The organism is Arthrobacter sp. CAN_A1, assembly GCF_015751665.1.
GTDB lineage: Bacteria > Actinomycetota > Actinomycetes > Actinomycetales > Micrococcaceae > Arthrobacter_D.
This window is the reverse complement of sequence record NZ_JADOUR010000001.1, coordinates 396598-412278: the sequence shown is the minus strand read 5'-3', so window position 1 is coordinate 412278 and position 15681 is coordinate 396598. Positions and strand designations below refer to the sequence as shown.

Here is a 15681-nt window from a genome sequence, read left to right as displayed (position 1 = left end):
ACCTATTTTCCGCCGAGATCGGTGCCGAACACCTGCGCCTCGACCAGGGGACGGACTGCTTTCTCGAACCCGCGGTCCACGAAGTAGTCCTTCAGCTTGTCCTTCTTCTGTTCGTTGAGGATGGCACCCATGATCATCGACTGATCCAGGCTGAGGTACCGCTCGGCGATGGTCCCGCTCCCCACTGCCACCGAGTCGTAAAACCCACCCGGCCCGTAGGCGCCGAGATCGTTCTTGATGCCCTCAAGGTTGTCCAGAACCGCCTCGCGGTCGTAGGGCAGCGCAAGGAACGCTGCGTGCGGGGTGACGACGCCGTCGCCGAACTCAGGATCAGGATTGGCGGCCTCGCGGCAGCCGTCGTACCCCTTGTCGACGTCGGTACTCTCGACGTCGCTCGCGTAGCCGGTGCTGTTGATGCCAATCTCCTCCACGCCATACTCGCGGTAGGAGGCGAAGGGGTCGCTGGCCGGGGAGAAACCCCAGTAGCCATATTCCGCCTCGTCCATGCCGTGCTCGATGTGAGACCGGACGGTCGCCTCATGGTTCGGCGCCCACGAGCGCTTGCCCCACTCGGCTTCGGGAACGAATAGGTCAGGCATCAGGGCCTCAAACATGCTGCCGCCCCAGGCCGGGACCAGCTTCATCCCGCGGTACTCATAGACGCCCTCGAAGACACTGACCCCCAGGTACTCGCGGGTTTCACCGGTCGGCTTCTGCTCCTGCCAGCCGAATTCGCAGCCCCGGTCAGGCATGGTCCGGTAGGTCCCGTAGTAGGCGGACGCCGGGATCTGTCCATTGGCGATGCCGAGGTAGGTCGCGATCCGCGCCTCGCTCACCGATGTGTCGTACCAGTGGCAGGTGTAGTAGACGTCGGGGCCCTCGTCACCGTAGTTGCCGGGGACAGCACAGCCGTCCCCCGGCGGCGCATCCCAGAATCCGCCGCGGTTGAGGCTCACTCCCTCCCGCGCATTGAGGTCGTGGTACCACCCGAAGTCCATGGTGTCGTAGAGCGCGTCAGCCTGCTTGGCGAGCCGCGGCTCGGCCTCGGCCACCACCCTGAGTGCCGCAGCAAGCCACCCGTTATCAACGGTGCTCAGAAACGGGTGGACGACGTCGCCGCTTTCCGGCCAGATGGTCAGCTTGCTGCCATCGGTGGGCGAGTACCAGTTGTAGAACATGCCGCTGGGCTCGTGCACCTCGAGGGTTTCGAGGGTGTCGAGGGTGGTGGCCAGGCGGGCGCTTGCCTCTTTGCGGTCGATGATCTTCAGGTCTCGGGCCGCAATGGTTGACCACAGGTAGCCCCCAATGTTGGTCGGGCTCGTGTACTCGCTGGGCGTGCTGAGGTCGCCCTCGATGTTATCGGCGGGCAGGCCGGTGGTCTCGTCGGTCATTGCGTCGAGCGACGCCCAAGTGTCGGCAGCGTACTGCTTCAGCGGATCGGACTTCTTGCCACCGGGTTCGGCGATCGCGGCCGTGGGCGCGATCAGCGCAACCACTGCTGCGGCCGCTCCAAGCGCGAGGGCTGTCCGACGTCGACCTCCCGGCCGTGCACTCTGGACATCTCGAAGGTTGGGCAACCTCATGGGAACTCCTTTGTTCGGATGAACTTCAGGGTTCCATAGAAACCTTACGCATACAAGGTTTTTAACCAACCCCCTCCCGTCGAGTCACCACATATGACCACTTTTGCGCCCAAAACCGGTCATAAGGGTTGACTCAACGGTGGGGGAAGGTCCTGGCGAGCGGTTCCAGGTCGTTAAAGCTGTACACGTGGATTCCGGCGAAGCGTTCCGAGTCGAGGACCGATCGGATCAGCGGATCCGGGTCGTACGACGACGGCGCCAGCACACTGCGCACCAGCGAGCCACCTCCGGCCCCGGTCAACGACCGCTGGGCAAATTTCAGGGACGGGCCCACCCCAATGCGCGCGGCGAGGGAAATCAGCTTGGTCCGGCGCACGGTACCCGGCACACCGGCCCAGACCGGCAGCGTCACGCCGGCGGCGCGCAACCCGGTCACGTAGGCGTCCAGAACCGGGCCGGAGAAGCAGAGCTGGGTGACCGCCCAGGAGCACAGGTCCTGTTTGGCCAGGAGCAGGTCGGTGAGTTCGGCAGCCGACGCTCCGGGCCTGCCCTCCGGGTAGGCGGCCGTTCCCAGCGCGAAGGAACCCGCACCCACCGACGAGATATCCTCCATCAGCGCCCCGCTCCACGCATAGGGTCCGGCAGCTGAGCTGTCGTCGCCGGCAATCGCGAAGATGTCGGTGACCCCAGCGGCCCCAAGCCGGCTGAGGAAACCGGCGAGTTGCCCGCGGGATGTCAGGGACCGGGCCGCCAGGTGCGGCACCGCCTGATACCCGAGGTCTGCCAGGCGGACCGCAAGGTCAATGGTCTCCTCGGCTCCGTGATGGGGGAGGCAGGTGATGGTGACGACGGCGGGTGCCGGCAAGTGCTGCTGCAGCGCCGCGACAATTCCCGCACCGGGAATGATTTCCACCCGGAGCGGGACTGGCCCGCCACGCTCAGCCATCGCTCAGCACTCAACCACGTTGAGCGCCAGCCCCCCGCGGGCGGTTTCCTTGTACTTGTCCATCATGTCCGCACCGGTGTCCCGCATGGTTTTGATGGCGACATCGAGCGAGACGTGGTGTATCCCGTCGCCCCGGACGGCCATCCGGGCGGCGGTGATCGCCTTCATGGCGCCGACGGCGTTCCGTTCGATGCAGGGGATCTGCACCAGCCCGCCGACGGGGTCGCAGGTCAGTCCCAGATTGTGCTCGATCCCGATTTCAGCAGCGTTCTCCACCTGCTCGGGAGTCCCGCCGAGTACTTCGGCGAGCGCCCCGGCTGCCATGGCGCACGCAGACCCCACCTCTCCCTGGCACCCGACCTCGGCACCGGAAATGGAGGCGTTCTGCTTGAACAGTGCTCCGATGGCCGTGGCCGCGAGGAGGAAGCGGACGACGCCGTCGTCGTTGGCTCCCGGGACGAAGTCGACATAATATTTCAGGACTGCCGGGATGATCCCCGCGGCACCGTTGGTGGGTGCTGTGACCACGCGGCCCCCGGCGGCGTTTTCCTCGTTGACGGCGAGGGCAAAGAGGGTCACCCATTCCATGGTGCTCAGCTTGTCGTTGGGATCTTCGGCCTTCTGCTGCAACCGGAGCTGGGTGGCTGCCCGACGTCGCACCCCCAGTCCGCCCGGAAGTATTCCGTCGGTGGTGGATCCGCGGTGGATGGTGTCCTGCATGACGTCCCAGATGTCGAGCAGGCCGGAGCGGACTTCAGCCTCGGTGCGCCAGGACAGCTCGTTGGCCATCACGATCTCCGAGAACGATTTCCCGTTTGCGGCACACACCTCCAGCAGCTGCTCGCCCGTATTGAAGGGGTGCTGCACCGGGACGGTCGCCTCGGCGGCGGGGTCAGCGCCAATCTGGTCCTCATCCAGCACGAATCCGCCGCCCACGGAGAAGTAGTCCCGGACCAGCAGTTCCCCGCCGTCGGCGTCGTAGGAGTGGAACCGCATCCCGTTGGTATGGAAGTCGAGCCGCTTCCGCCGGTGCATGATCAGGTCTACCTCAGGATCGAAGTCGATCTCCCGGCGACCGGCGAACCGCAGCCGGCGGGTCTGCGCCACCTCATCGACGCGGGGACCGGCGGCCACCGGGTCGACCAGTTGCGGCCGCTCGCCCTCAAGCCCCAGGATGACCGCCTTGACGGTGCCATGACCGTGACCGGTCACCCCCAGCGAGCCGAACAGCTCCACCTCCACCCGGTGCACCGCCTCCACCAGGCCCCGCTGCTCCACCAGCTCCGTGTACAGGAACGCGGCGGTCATCGGCCCCCCGGTGTGGGAGCTGGAGGGACCGATCCCTATTTTGAACAGGTCGAACGCACTGATGGGCATGGAGTTCCTTAGCCGTTGTTCCGGGTGCCCGCGCCGAATGGCACGACGTCGGCGTACAGCGGGTGCTCTGCTGCCAGCGCCGAAACCCGCTGGGCGAGTGACGTCAGGTCGGCATCGGCCGGAGCGATGAGGGCCTCGGCAATGATGTCGGCCACCTCGGTGAAGGCTGTGGCTTCGAATCCACGGCTGGCCAAAGCCGGCGTACCGATCCGTAGTCCCGAGGTGACCATGGGCGGACGGGGGTCGAAGGGCACAGCGTTGCGGTTCACGGTGATGTCGATCTGCGCCAACCTGTCTTCGGCCTGTTGACCGTCGAGTTCGCAGTCGCGGAGGTCCACGAGGACCAGGTGTACGTCGGTGCCTCCGCTCACCACAGAAATGCCGTGCTCGGCGACGTCCGGCTGGGTGAGCCGGTCCGCAAGGATCCGCGCGCCATCCAGGATCCGCTGCTGGCGTTCCTTGAACTCGGTCGAGGCAGCAATCTTGAAGGCGACTGCCTTGCCGGCGATGACATGCTCAAGCGGTCCGCCCTGCTGGCCCGGGAACACTGCTGAGTTGATCTTCTTGGCAATCGCGGCGTCGTTGCTGAGGATGATCCCGCCGCGCGGACCGGCAAGAGTCTTATGCGTGGTGGAGGTGGTGACGTGGGCGTGCTGCACCGGGCTGGGGTGCAGCCCTGCGGCGACCAGACCGGCGAAGTGTGCCATGTCGACCATCAGGTAGGCGCCCACTTCGTCGGCGATACTCCTGAACCGCTCAAAGTCGAGCTGCCGGGCGTAGGCGGACCAGCCCGCAACGATGAGCTGCGGCTTGTGCTCGCGGGCAAGGCGTTCGACGTCGTCCATGTCCACCCGGTAATCGTCGGGTCGCACCTGGTAGGGAATCACGTTGTAGAGCCGGCCGGAGAAGTTAATCCGCATGCCGTGGGTCAGGTGACCGCCGTGGGCGAGGTTCAAACCCATGATGGTGTCCCCGGGTTTGATCAGGGCGTGCATGACGGCAGCGTTCGCCTGTGCTCCGGAGTGGGGCTGGACGTTGGCGAACCCCGCGCCGAAGAGTGATTTGACGCGGTCGATCGCTAGCTGCTCCAGCACGTCAACGTGCTCGCAGCCACCGTAGTAGCGACGGCCCGGGTAGCCTTCGGCGTATTTGTTGGTCAGCACCGATCCTTGCGCCTGCATGACGGCCACCGGCGTGTGGTTCTCGGAGGCGATCATTTCGAGTCCGTTGCGCTGCCGGGTGAGCTCGGCGTCGATGCTGCGCGCCACCTCGGGGTCCAGGTCTGCGAGGGTGGCGTTCAGGTGCCCGATAGTGTCGAGCTGGGTCTGGGTGCTCATGCGCCGATCCCGTTCTTCGTGGCGTATTCCTCGGCGGAAAGCAAGGGGCCTTCACTGGCGACGTCGACCTTGAACAGCCAGCCTGCTCCATAGGGATCCTCGTTGAGGATGCCGGGGTTATCAACGGCGTCCTGGTTGATCTCGGTGACCTCACCGGTGACGGGGGCGTACAGGTCGGAGACTGATTTGGTTGACTCGACCTCGCCGCAGCTTTCGCCGGCAGTCACCGTGTCGCCCACCTCGGGAAGGCTGACGTAGACGACGTCGCCGAGGGCATCGGCGGCGATGGCTGACACGCCGACTGTTGCTGCCCCGGCTGCCGGGGTGTCAATCCATTCGTGCTCGGCGGAGTAGCGGAGTCCTGATTTAATGATGCTCACGTGGGTATATACCTTTCGGGGTATGTAAAGTCTGGCTATTTCTGGCGGCGGTAGAACGGCGTGGCGACAACCGTAAACGGCTCTGGCTTCCCACGGAGGTCAACCTGCACCTCGGTGCCGGGCTCAGCGAGCTCGGCCTGAACATAGGCCATTGCTACGGGGTAGCCGAGGGTGGGACTGGGAAGCCCCGATGTCACCGTTCCGACCACTGATCCGTCGACGACGACGTCATACCCGGCGCGCGCCGACCGGCGTCCGGCACTCTGCAATCCGACCAATTTCCGCCTCAGCTGCGCTTCCTTGAGGGGCTCCAACACCGACCGGCCCACAAAGTTGTCGGTCTTCTTCAGACTGACCACCCCACCGAGCCCTGCCTCAAAGGGGTTGGTGTCCAGCCCGAGCTCGTTGCCGTACAGCGGCATCCCCGCTTCCAGGCGGAGCGAGTCCCGGGAAGCGAGCCCGCAGGGCGCGAGCTGGTGCTGCGCTCCGGCCGCGGCGACGGCTTTCCACAACTGCACCGCTTCAGTGTTGCCGATGAACAGCTCAAAGCCGTCCTCGCCCGTGTACCCGGTGCGGGCCAGCAGGACCTGCAGTCCGGCGAGTTCCACCTCCACGGCGGCGTAGTACAACAGGTCGGTGATGAGCTGACGTGACCCAGTAGCGGCGATCTCCAGCAGAATAGCCTCGGCGGACGGACCCTGGACGGCGATCAGGGCGGTGCTCTCCGACTCGTCCTCCACCGTCACATCAAAGGTGGCGGCGCGCTCCTGCAGGGCCGCCGCAACGGTGTCGGCGTTGCTGGCATTGGGGACTACGAGGAAACGCTCGTCGGCGCGACGGTAGACGATCAGGTCATCGATCACCCCTCCGTCCTCGGTGCAGATCAGCGAGTACTTGGCCTTCCCGACGGCGATCGCTGCAAGGTTGCCCACCAGCGCATAGTTCAGGAACTCGGCGGCCTGGGTACCGGTGACCCACACCTCGCCCATGTGGGACAGGTCGAAGAGTCCCGCTGCGCGGCGGACCGTGTGGTGTTCTTCGAGTTCACTGCGGTACTTCAGGGGCATCTGCCAGCCGCCGAAGTCGGTGAAGCTGGCTCCGAGCAATTCATGTTCGGCGTACAGGGCGGTCTGCTTGGTCATGGTGATCCTTCCGATCGAGTATCCAGGGTCAACCCGCGCGGCCGGCGGCCGCGCGGGGACGAGCTTCAGTCTTCGAAGTCCTCGATGGGCGGGCAGGAGCACACCAGGTTGCGGTCGCCGTGAGCGCCGTCAATGCGTCGGACCGGCGGGAAGTACTTGTTGTGCTTGAGCGTGCGGACCGGGTAGGCGGCCAGTTCACGGGGGTACGCCTGGTCCCACGTGTCACTGATCAGAGCGTGGGCCGTGTGCGGTGCCTGCCGGAGCGGGCTCTGCTCCAGCGTGTACTTGCCCGCCTGCACCTGGTCGATCTCGCCCTTGATGGCGATCATCGCTTCGATGAACCGGTCCAATTCACCGATGTCCTCAGACTCAGTGGGCTCCACCATCAGGGTCCCGGCCACGGGGAAGCTCAGTGTCGGAGCGTGGAACCCGTAGTCAATGAGTCGTTTAGCGACGTCCTCGGCGGTCACTCCGGTCGCAGCGGTCAGCGGCCGCAGATCCAGGATGCACTCGTGCGCGACCAGGCCCTTCTCGCCCGAGTAGAGGACCGGGAAGTGTTCGGTCAGCCGGGCCGCCACATAGTTGGCGGCCAACAGCGCATGGCCGGTGGCCGAGGTGAGCCCCTCCGCCCCCATCAGGGCCACATAGGCCCAGGAGATCGGGAGAACACCAGCGGAGCCGTAGCGTGAGGCGGAGATAGGAACTCCCGCTTCCCCGGTCTCGGGTGCGGCGGCGTCGCCGGGCAGGAACGGCGCGAGGTGCCCGGCAACCGCAACCGGGCCCACACCCGGTCCGCCACCGCCGTGAGGGATGCAGAACGTCTTGTGCAGGTTTAGGTGCGATACATCGCCGCCGAACTCTCCCGGCTTCGCCAGGCCCACCAGCGCATTCAGGTTGGCGCCGTCAATGTAGACCTGGCCGCCGGCGTCGTGCACCTGACCGCAGACCCAGCGGACGTCTTCTTCGAACACGCCGTGCGTGGAGGGGTAGGTGATCATGATGGCTGAGAGTTGCTCGGCGTGCTGGGCGATCTTCGCCAAGAGGTCATCATGGTCGATGTTGCCGTTGTCAGCGGTTTTGACCACCACGACCTTCATCCCGGCGAGCACTGCTGACGCAGCGTTGGTGCCGTGCGCGGAGGAGGGGATCAGGCAGACGTTGCGGTCCTGGTCACCGCGGGACAGATGGTAGCCGCGGATGGCGAGCAGACCGGCCAGTTCGCCCTGCGAGCCGGCGTTGGGCTGGATGGAAACCTTGGCATAACCGGTGATTTCCGCGAGTTTGTCCTCAAGATCCTCGATCAGCCAGCGCCAACCTTCGGTCTGGTGAGCGGGGGCGAACGGGTGGATAGTGGCGAACTCAGGCCAGGAGATGGGCTCCATCTCCACTGTGGCGTTCAACTTCATGGTGCACGAGCCCAGCGGGATCATGGTGCGGTCCAGTGCCAGGTCCTTGTCGGAGAGCCGGCGCAGGTACCGCAGCAGTTGGGTTTCCGAGCGGTGGCTCGCGAACACCGGGTGGGTCAGGTAGGTCGAGGAGCGGACCAGGTCGGCTGGGACCGCTGCCGGGCCGGGCAGCTCGGCAACCTGGTCGACACCGAACACCTCGGCGAGGGTGGCGAGGTGCTCCTCGGTGGTGGTCTCGTCGCAGGAGACGCCCAGGTGATCCTCGTCGACCAGGCGCAGGTTGATGCCTGCGGCCTCAGCCTTGGCCAGGAACTCCTGGGCCTTGCCGGGAACATTGATGAGGATCGTGTCGAAGAAGTCGGCGTGAACGACGGCGACGGCGTCGGCAAGCGTGGCTGCCAGCCGGGCCGCGTGCGAGTGCACCCGCTCGGCGATGGCTTTCAGGCCGTCGGGGCCGTGGTAGACCGCGTACATGCTGGCGACAATGGCGAGCAGTGCCTGGGCGGTACAGATGTTTGACGTCGCCTTTTCACGCCTGATGTGCTGCTCGCGGGTCTGCAGGGCGAGGCGGTAGGCGGGTGCGCCGTCGGCGTCCTTCGACACTCCGACCAGCCGGCCGGGAAGCATCCGCTCAAGGCCCTTGCGGACTGCCATGTACGCTGCGTGGGGGCCTCCGAAAAAGAGGGGAACGCCGAACCGCTGGGCGGAGCCGACGGCGATGTCGGCTCCCTGCTCGCCCGGCGGGGTGATCAGGGTCAGCGCCAGCAGGTCGGCGGCGACGGTGACGAGGGCGCCGCCGTCGTGTGCCGCCGTGATCAGCGAGCGGTGGTCGCGAAGGGCACCAGAGGCTCCGGGCTGTTGGAGGATGATGCCGTTGATGTCGCCGTCGGGCAGTCCCTGGGTGAGGTCTGCCACCTCGACCTCGAAGCCGAGGGCTTCGGCACGGCCACGGACGACGGCGATTGTCTGCGGGAGACAGTCAGCGTCAAGCACCGTCTTGCCTTTGTTCTTGCCGGACCGGCGCATCAGGAGCGCGGCCTCGGCAACGGCTGACGCTTCGTCGAGCAGGGAGGCGTTGGCGATCGGGAGGGCGGTGAGGTCCTGGACCATGGTCTGGAAGTTCAGGAGGGCTTCGAGGCGGCCCTGCGAAATCTCCGGCTGGTACGGAGTGTAGGCGGTGTACCAGGCGGGGGCCTCAAGGACGTTGCGGCGGATCACCGGTGGTGTCACGGTGTCGTAATAGCCCTGGCCGATCATCTGGACGGCTGTCGTGTTCCTGCCGGCAATGGCGCGCAGCTGCGCGAGGACCTGCGACTCGCTCAGGGCGGCGGGGAGGTTCAGGGGTTCGACGGAGCGGATGTTCGCGGGGACCGCGACCTCGACCAGCTTGTCGAGGCTGGGGTAGCCCAGCGTGGTGAGCATCTGGGCGGCGTCGGTCGAGCGGGGGCCGATGTGGCGGTCGGCGAAGGTCGATTCGGTGAGGGGTTGAACGGTCATGGGAACTCCCTTGATGGGGCCCGGGCGGTGTCCGCCCGGACGGTGGTGAGTTCCTCCCCGCTCTGTATGGGACCTGAGAGATTCCGCAGGACTACACGCCTGCTTGCACCGTCGGTGAGAAGGACGAGGATCCGTCCGCCTGCTTTCCAGAGTTGCCTAGCCGCAGCGGTACTGGGCCTGAGAGATTCCTGGGGAGGATTTGCTCCTACGGCGCCTGCCGGAGTGTGTGTCTACGGAAGTACTCTCCCGCTGCAGATCAAGGGCTATGAAGTTATGAGAATCGTGACCTAGCTTACTAGGCGGTGCGTGCGAGCGCCAAAAACTGCGTCCCCGTGTTCGGTGAGCAACCTGGACCGGCGGGGTGGATATCGTAACCCGAGAGGTCCTGGTTGACCCTTCCGGCGCCTTAATCACCAAAGGACCGGCCGGTGGCGGCCGATCCCCTGAGTCGAGGGACTACTTGTCGCCCTTGAAAACGTCCTTGACGTTCTCGCCGGCCTGCTTGGTGTGGGCCGAGCCCTGGTCAACCTGTCCCTCACGCTTGAGGTCCTGGTTGTCGGTGGCGTCGCCGACGGCTTCCTTGGCCTTGCCGGCTAGCTCTTCGGCCTTGTTCTTTGCCTTGTCAATGAAGCTCATGAGGTCCTTCTCTCTGCTGTGGGTAGTGCTGGGTCGGCACGGGGTCCCGGTGCCGACACCTCTAAGACGCCGCCAGCACGGATTCCTCACGGTCAAGCTGCCGACTATTTTCCGGGTGACAGTCCAAGCGCTGGAACGGACAGCCCAAACACCTGGCGCAGGGCCAGCCGGGCTGCATGAAATCCGCTCATTCCGTGCACTCCTGGCCCGGGCGGGGTGGACGCTGAGCAGAGGTACACCCCGTTGAGGGGAGTCCGCCACGGCGAGGGGGACAGCACGGGGCGTGCGAGCATCTGCCCGAGGGTCACGGCGCCGCCGCCGAAGTCGCCGCCCACATAGTTGGCGTTCGAGCGTGCCAGCTCGGCCGCGGTCGTCGTGAAGGAACTCACGACGACGTCGCGGAACCCGGGGGCGAACCGTTCGATCTGGGCGGTGACGGCGTCGGCCATGTTGCGGGTCGACCCGCTCGGCACGTGGCAGTAGGTCCACAGGATGTGACGCCCGGCGGGGGCACGTGACGGGTCGAACAGTGAGGGTTGGGACAGCAACACGTAGGGGCTTTCCGGGTGTTTCCCTGCAGCTACCTGAGCCTCCGAGGCCGCGATCTCGGCCCGCGTGCCTCCCAGGTGAACGGTTCCGGCGCGTGCCACCCCGGGATTGCTCCACGGCACGGGCCCGGAGAGGATAAACGCGACCGTGCAGGCACCGTCGCCGAACCGGAAACGCTGCAGCGCCCGTTCATAGGTGTGTGGCAGCCTGCCTTCGGCCAACTCCAGGAACGCGGGCGGCGCCACATCGAGCAGAACCGTTGGCACGCCGCTGAGGTCGGACAGCGACCGGACCGTGTGGTCGGTGACAATCTCGCCTCCATGCGCACGGATGTCGTCGGCCATCGCGTTGGCGATTGACTGCGACCCGCCCACCGGGATGGGCCACCCGCCGGCGTGGGCCAGCGCACCCAACGCCAGTCCCGCCCCTGCCGAGGGGAGGGACGGGAGGCGGCCCACCGGGTGCGCAGCGACGCCGGTGAACAGTGCGGCCGCGGTGTCGGTGCTGAACCGTCGATTCCATAGGGGGGTCCCCTGGTCCAGCGCCGCCGCGCCAAATCTCAACGCGGCCACCGGATGACGGGGAACCCGCAGCAGGTGGTTCAACGCAACGTCGAGGGTGCCCTCGATGTTCCGCACCAGCGGTTCCATCAGTCGGCGGTAGGCGGGGCCGTCCTGACCGAGGCCGGACACGGTGCGGTCAAGGTCGCGGTAGGCCAAGCCTGCCTGCCCGCCGTCGAGCGGGTGGGCGTAGGAGACTTCGGGAACAGCAAAGTCGATGCGCCGTTTCAGCTCGAATTGGGAGAAGAACGGCGATGCAACAGCCATCGGGTGAACTGCTGAGCAGAGGTCGTGCAGATGCTCCGGAACGAGTTCCGCTGTGCGGGCTCCGCCGCCGATAGTGGGCGCCGCCTCGTAAACCCTGACGCTGAGGCCCGCCCGGGCCAGAACGACGGCGGCGGCCAGCCCGTTGGGCCCCGCTCCGACTACCGCTGCGTCAGTCACCCAGGCTCCGCCGTCGCACCAGTGACGCGGCACGAGCCCTGGTTGAGGCGACCGCTGACCGGGCCATCGTTGGCAGCGTGCGCCGCGCCTTGAGTGCGGCGGAGACCGCCCGGTAGCGCAGTGGGTTCAGTGGAATGTCGTAGGTGGTGGGCACTTCCACCACATTCCTGGAGAAGTTTCGCTTGAAGGTGGTCACGTTGATGAGCTGCGGGTAGTTCTCGCTCACTATGCCCGTCAGCCCGCAGCTGTGGTTACCGGCCGCCTTGAGTTCCTTGAAGGCGCACCAGAGCAGCAGGTAGGGAGCGAAGATTTTCCTCGCGGCCTGGGTACTCGCCGCGAAGTAGTAGACCGAATACCCGCGGTATTCGGTGGTGATGAGCCAGCTGATGGCCTTTCCATCAAGGTAGGCCACCAGTAGCCGGAGGTGGTCGCCCAGCTGTTCCAGCAGCTGCTCGTAGTAGGCGGATTCGAAGCTGGTAAACCCGTCCCGCGCGGCAGTCTCCTCAAGGATGGGGAAGAGGTCGCTCCTGAAGACAGCACGCCAGTCGGACCGGTCGATGCTGCGGATCTCGACCCCGGCACGTTCCGCCCTGCGGATACTGTTGCGGGCGTTGGGGCGGAACGCCTTGTAGATGTCGGCTTCGCTGGGGGTGAGGTCGACGACGATCTCCCGCTCGTACCACCCGTGCTCAAGCGGCCCGGTGGCGAGGTCCTGCGGATGTTGTACCTGCTGCCGGATGTACAGCGGGCTGATGCCGGGGTCAGCATTGAATTGCCCCCGGATGGTCCTCATCAGCCGTGCTTCGGCAGCGGGGGTACAGTCGGCGAACCAGACGGGTCCGTTGACGACGATCAGTGAATTCCTGAATCGCCTCGTGCTCCACAGGAAACTGGCGACGGCAATCAGGGTCGCCCCGTCGTAGTAGGACCAGATGCCGTACGGCGTGCGACCGCGGCTGGCCTCGAAAGCCGCCCACTGGGGCGTCTGTTCCAGGGGGATCACCACCGTCGGATGGGCAGCTGACAGCGCCTCGAAATCTTCAGTACTGATTTTTTCAAAGCGAAGGGCGACTGCGGTCACGGGTGATCTTTCAGTTCAGTGGCGGGACGGCTCAAGCGTACCCGAGGCCGTGTCGCGGCGAGGTGGCGGCGGCTGGGGACGCGGCGGTCGGCGGCACGGTCAAACGGGCCTCCTTGCGGGTCGTCGATATCGAGGCGCCGCACCGGGTCCTGCCCAGGCTCAAGGATGCCCTCCACAACTCGATACATGATATATGCCGTTGCCAACATATGTCCGAACACGGCCAATAGATAGTACGGAAGGTCAATGTTGTTCTGGGCTGCCCCGCCGCTCGCCTCCCGGCCCAGGTAGACCATCAACGCCCACCAGTGAGCCACTTCGAAGAGTTGCCAGGTGACGAAGGTTCGCCACTTCGGGTAGGCCAGGGCCACCAGCGGAACCATCCAGATCGCGTGCTGCGGGGAGTATCCCTGGCCGGTGAGGCTCAGCGCACCTACCAGGAGGACCGCCAGTGGGGCGAGCCGGGGCCGGCGGGGCGCCAATAGTGCGAGGACGGCGATGCCGGCGCAGGCGAGAGAGAACACCAGGGCTGACACCACCGAGGTGGTCGCAGCGTCCAGTTCAACGCCACCGGCACGGGCTGCCAGGGCATTGTAGGCAGACCACACGGACGAGTGGTCCGCCCCCTGGTTCGGGAGGCCAGCGAACTGGGCCACCCACGCCTGAGGGTCTGACAACGCGAAAGGAAGGTTGACAGCCAGCCAGGTCGCAGCCAGCACCGCCCCGGTCATGATCGCACCACTGGTTTCGCGGGTGCGCACCGCCAGGACTGCCACAGCTGCGAAGATCAGCACCGGGTAGCCGGCGATCGCGGTGCCCAGGCCAAGAAAGGCACCGGCTGCTGCGAACCGGGTGCGGGCGAAGGCCAGCATACCGAGGGCCGCGAGCATTACTGCCCAAAGGTCCCAGCCGATAAATGCGGCGACGATGATGATCGGCGCCACCGCAACCATGGCGGCGTCCCACGGCCTTCGATTGCTCATGCGTACGGTCGCGCACACAGTGATGAGCCACGCTGCCACAGCCAGCACCGAGTGGAGGTCGTAGTAGCGCAGGCTGCTTCCCACCGGGACCAGGTTCGCCGTCGCGCCGGCAAACGCACCGGTCAGCGCCGAGTGTCCCAACTGGAGGAAGGAAGTCCCCGCACCCAGCTGGCTGAAGGCCTCGGGCCACTGCGAGTGGCACGCCATGTAGTACTGGTCGGGGCCAGCCCATCCCTCAATCCTGCACGGGTTCTTGATGAGGACGGAGAGTGCCCCAGCGATGGTGGTCAGGAGGACCAGCACCCGCTCCACGGTGAACGTTCCAGGGTCGATCCTGCCCGGACTGGTGCGTCGCCCGAGGGGTCCGCCGATCAGTTCAGTGAAGTTCCGGAGCAACGCGTCAGCGCGCGACGGCACTGAAATGCGTACCGGCCGACGCCGGGACTGACCGGTTCCCATCCCTGAAGCCTACCGATCAGCGACGGGGGTGGACACCGAATTTCGCCGATATATCAGCGAGCTGGAATGCTTCGGGAAAATCGTGTGTTGAGAATAAGAAGTAGACTGGATTAGCTGCTCGGTCCGTTACGGGAGAAATCCGGCGGGTCGACAATAAGAAGTGATTCAAGAGGAGAACAGTGGGAACTAACCCCATTAGGGTGGCAATCGTTGGTGTCGGCAATTGCGCGGCGTCACTGGTGCAGGGCGTACGTTACTACCGGGATGCTGATGCCACCGCGTCAATCCCCGGTCTGATGCACGTTGAGTTCGGCAAGTATCACGTCAATGACGTTGAGTTTGTTGCCGCATTCGACGTCGACGGCAAGAAGGTGGGCCTGGACCTCGCGGACGCCATCGGCGCCAGCGAGAACAACACCATCAAGATTGCCGATGTACCCCCCACCGGCATCAAGGTTCAGCGGGGCCACACCCTCGATGGCCTGGGCAAGTACTACCGCGAGACCATCGTGGAATCCGACGCTGAGCCCGTCGACGTCGTCGCCGAGCTCAAGGCCAACAACGTCGATGTCATGGTGTGCTACCTGCCCGTCGGGTCGGAAGACGCGGCCCGCTTCTACGCCCAGTGCGCCATCGACGCCAAGGTCGCGTTTGTCAACGCCCTGCCTGTGTTCATCGCCGGCACCAAGGAGTGGGCCGACAAGTTCACTGCGGCCGGGGTGCCGATCGTCGGCGACGATATCAAGAGCCAGATCGGTGCGACCATCACCCACCGCGTGATGGCCAAGCTTTTCGAAGACCGCGGGGTCACACTGGACCGCACCTACCAGCTCAACGTTGGTGGAAACATGGACTTCAAGAACATGCTGGAGCGAGACCGTCTTGAGTCCAAGAAGGTTTCCAAGACGCAGGCCGTGACCTCCAACGTGCAGGCCGACCTTGGCGAACGCAACGTCCACATCGGCCCCTCCGACTATGTCGCCTGGCTCGATGACCGCAAATGGGCGTTCGTCCGTCTGGAAGGGCGCAACTTCGGCGACGCGCCCGTTTCCCTTGAGTACAAGCTTGAGGTCTGGGACTCCCCGAACTCGGCGGGCGTGATTATCGACGCCATCCGCGCCGCGAAGATCGCCATGGACCGCGGCATTGGTGGACCGCTGCTGTCCGCATCCAGCTACTTCATGAAGTCACCGCCGGAACAGTTCGCGGACGATATTGCCCACGAAAAGGTGGAGGCCTTTATTCGCGGGGAACTCGACCGCTAACACCGGCCTAATCTTCCGCACCGCCCTGAGGGCCGA

At 65.5% G+C, this 15681-nt stretch carries 12 protein-coding genes and 1 riboswitch; of the genes, 1 reads left to right on the top strand and 11 read right to left on the bottom strand.

Annotation, left to right across the window (positions count from 1 at the left end; all coding sequences use genetic code 11):
* Positions 1 to 2: 2 nt before the first annotated feature.
* The 11 genes from IWX62_RS02010 to IWX62_RS01960 all read right to left on the bottom strand — a co-directional run bounded on the left by IWX62_RS02010 (position 3) and on the right by IWX62_RS01960 (position 14380).
* Positions 3 to 1583 (bottom strand): glucoamylase family protein, encoded by a 1581-nt coding sequence (locus IWX62_RS02010; RefSeq protein WP_333483143.1) that lies wholly within the window; start codon positions 1581 to 1583, stop codon positions 3 to 5.
* Between the two features lie 133 nt (positions 1584 to 1716).
* Positions 1717 to 2529, bottom strand: a complete 813-nt coding sequence (locus tag IWX62_RS02005) for a methylenetetrahydrofolate reductase (RefSeq protein ID WP_196839671.1) — start codon at positions 2527 to 2529, stop codon at positions 1717 to 1719.
* 3 nt (positions 2530 to 2532) lie between these two features.
* Positions 2533 to 3906: an L-serine ammonia-lyase gene (locus IWX62_RS02000; RefSeq protein ID WP_196839670.1), complete on the bottom strand. Its 1374-nt coding sequence runs from the start codon at positions 3904 to 3906 to the stop codon at positions 2533 to 2535.
* Between the two features lie 8 nt (positions 3907 to 3914).
* Entirely contained in the window at positions 3915 to 5243 is a 1329-nt protein-coding gene (gene glyA, locus IWX62_RS01995; RefSeq protein ID WP_333483142.1) for a serine hydroxymethyltransferase, read from the bottom strand.
* A complete protein-coding gene (gene gcvH, locus IWX62_RS01990; protein WP_196839669.1) occupies positions 5240 to 5623 on the bottom strand; it encodes a glycine cleavage system protein GcvH in 384 nt (127 codons plus the stop codon). Before gcvH ends, glyA begins: the two co-directional genes overlap by 4 nt.
* A gap of 35 nt (positions 5624 to 5658) precedes the next feature.
* Positions 5659 to 6765: a glycine cleavage system aminomethyltransferase GcvT gene (gene gcvT, locus IWX62_RS01985; RefSeq protein ID WP_196839668.1), complete on the bottom strand. Its 1107-nt coding sequence runs from the start codon at positions 6763 to 6765 to the stop codon at positions 5659 to 5661.
* A 65-nt stretch (positions 6766 to 6830) separates the two neighbouring features.
* Positions 6831 to 9668: an aminomethyl-transferring glycine dehydrogenase gene (gene gcvP, locus IWX62_RS01980; RefSeq protein WP_196839667.1), complete on the bottom strand. Its 2838-nt coding sequence runs from the start codon at positions 9666 to 9668 to the stop codon at positions 6831 to 6833.
* Between the two features lie 156 nt (positions 9669 to 9824).
* Positions 9825 to 9927, bottom strand: a riboswitch (glycine riboswitch).
* A 197-nt stretch (positions 9928 to 10124) separates the two neighbouring features.
* Positions 10125 to 10304 carry a CsbD family protein gene (locus tag IWX62_RS01975; RefSeq protein ID WP_196839666.1) on the bottom strand — a complete coding sequence of 60 codons (180 nt, stop codon included), beginning with the start codon at positions 10302 to 10304 and terminating at the stop codon, positions 10125 to 10127.
* A 104-nt stretch (positions 10305 to 10408) separates the two neighbouring features.
* Entirely contained in the window at positions 10409 to 11857 is a 1449-nt protein-coding gene (locus tag IWX62_RS01970) for a phytoene desaturase family protein (RefSeq protein WP_196839665.1), read from the bottom strand.
* Positions 11850 to 12938: a lipid II:glycine glycyltransferase FemX gene (locus tag IWX62_RS01965; protein WP_196839664.1), complete on the bottom strand. Its 1089-nt coding sequence runs from the start codon at positions 12936 to 12938 to the stop codon at positions 11850 to 11852. The genes IWX62_RS01970 and IWX62_RS01965 overlap by 8 nt, the downstream gene beginning before the upstream one ends.
* Positions 12935 to 14380 carry a glycosyltransferase family 87 protein gene (locus tag IWX62_RS01960; RefSeq protein ID WP_196839663.1) on the bottom strand — a complete coding sequence of 482 codons (1446 nt, stop codon included), beginning with the start codon at positions 14378 to 14380 and terminating at the stop codon, positions 12935 to 12937. The genes IWX62_RS01965 and IWX62_RS01960 overlap by 4 nt, the downstream gene beginning before the upstream one ends.
* 179 nt (positions 14381 to 14559) lie before the next feature.
* Between IWX62_RS01960 and IWX62_RS01955 the strand changes: the two genes are divergently transcribed.
* Positions 14560 to 15645 (top strand): inositol-3-phosphate synthase, encoded by a 1086-nt coding sequence (locus IWX62_RS01955; protein WP_196839662.1) that lies wholly within the window; start codon positions 14560 to 14562, stop codon positions 15643 to 15645.
* The last annotated feature ends 36 nt before the right edge of the window (positions 15646 to 15681 follow it).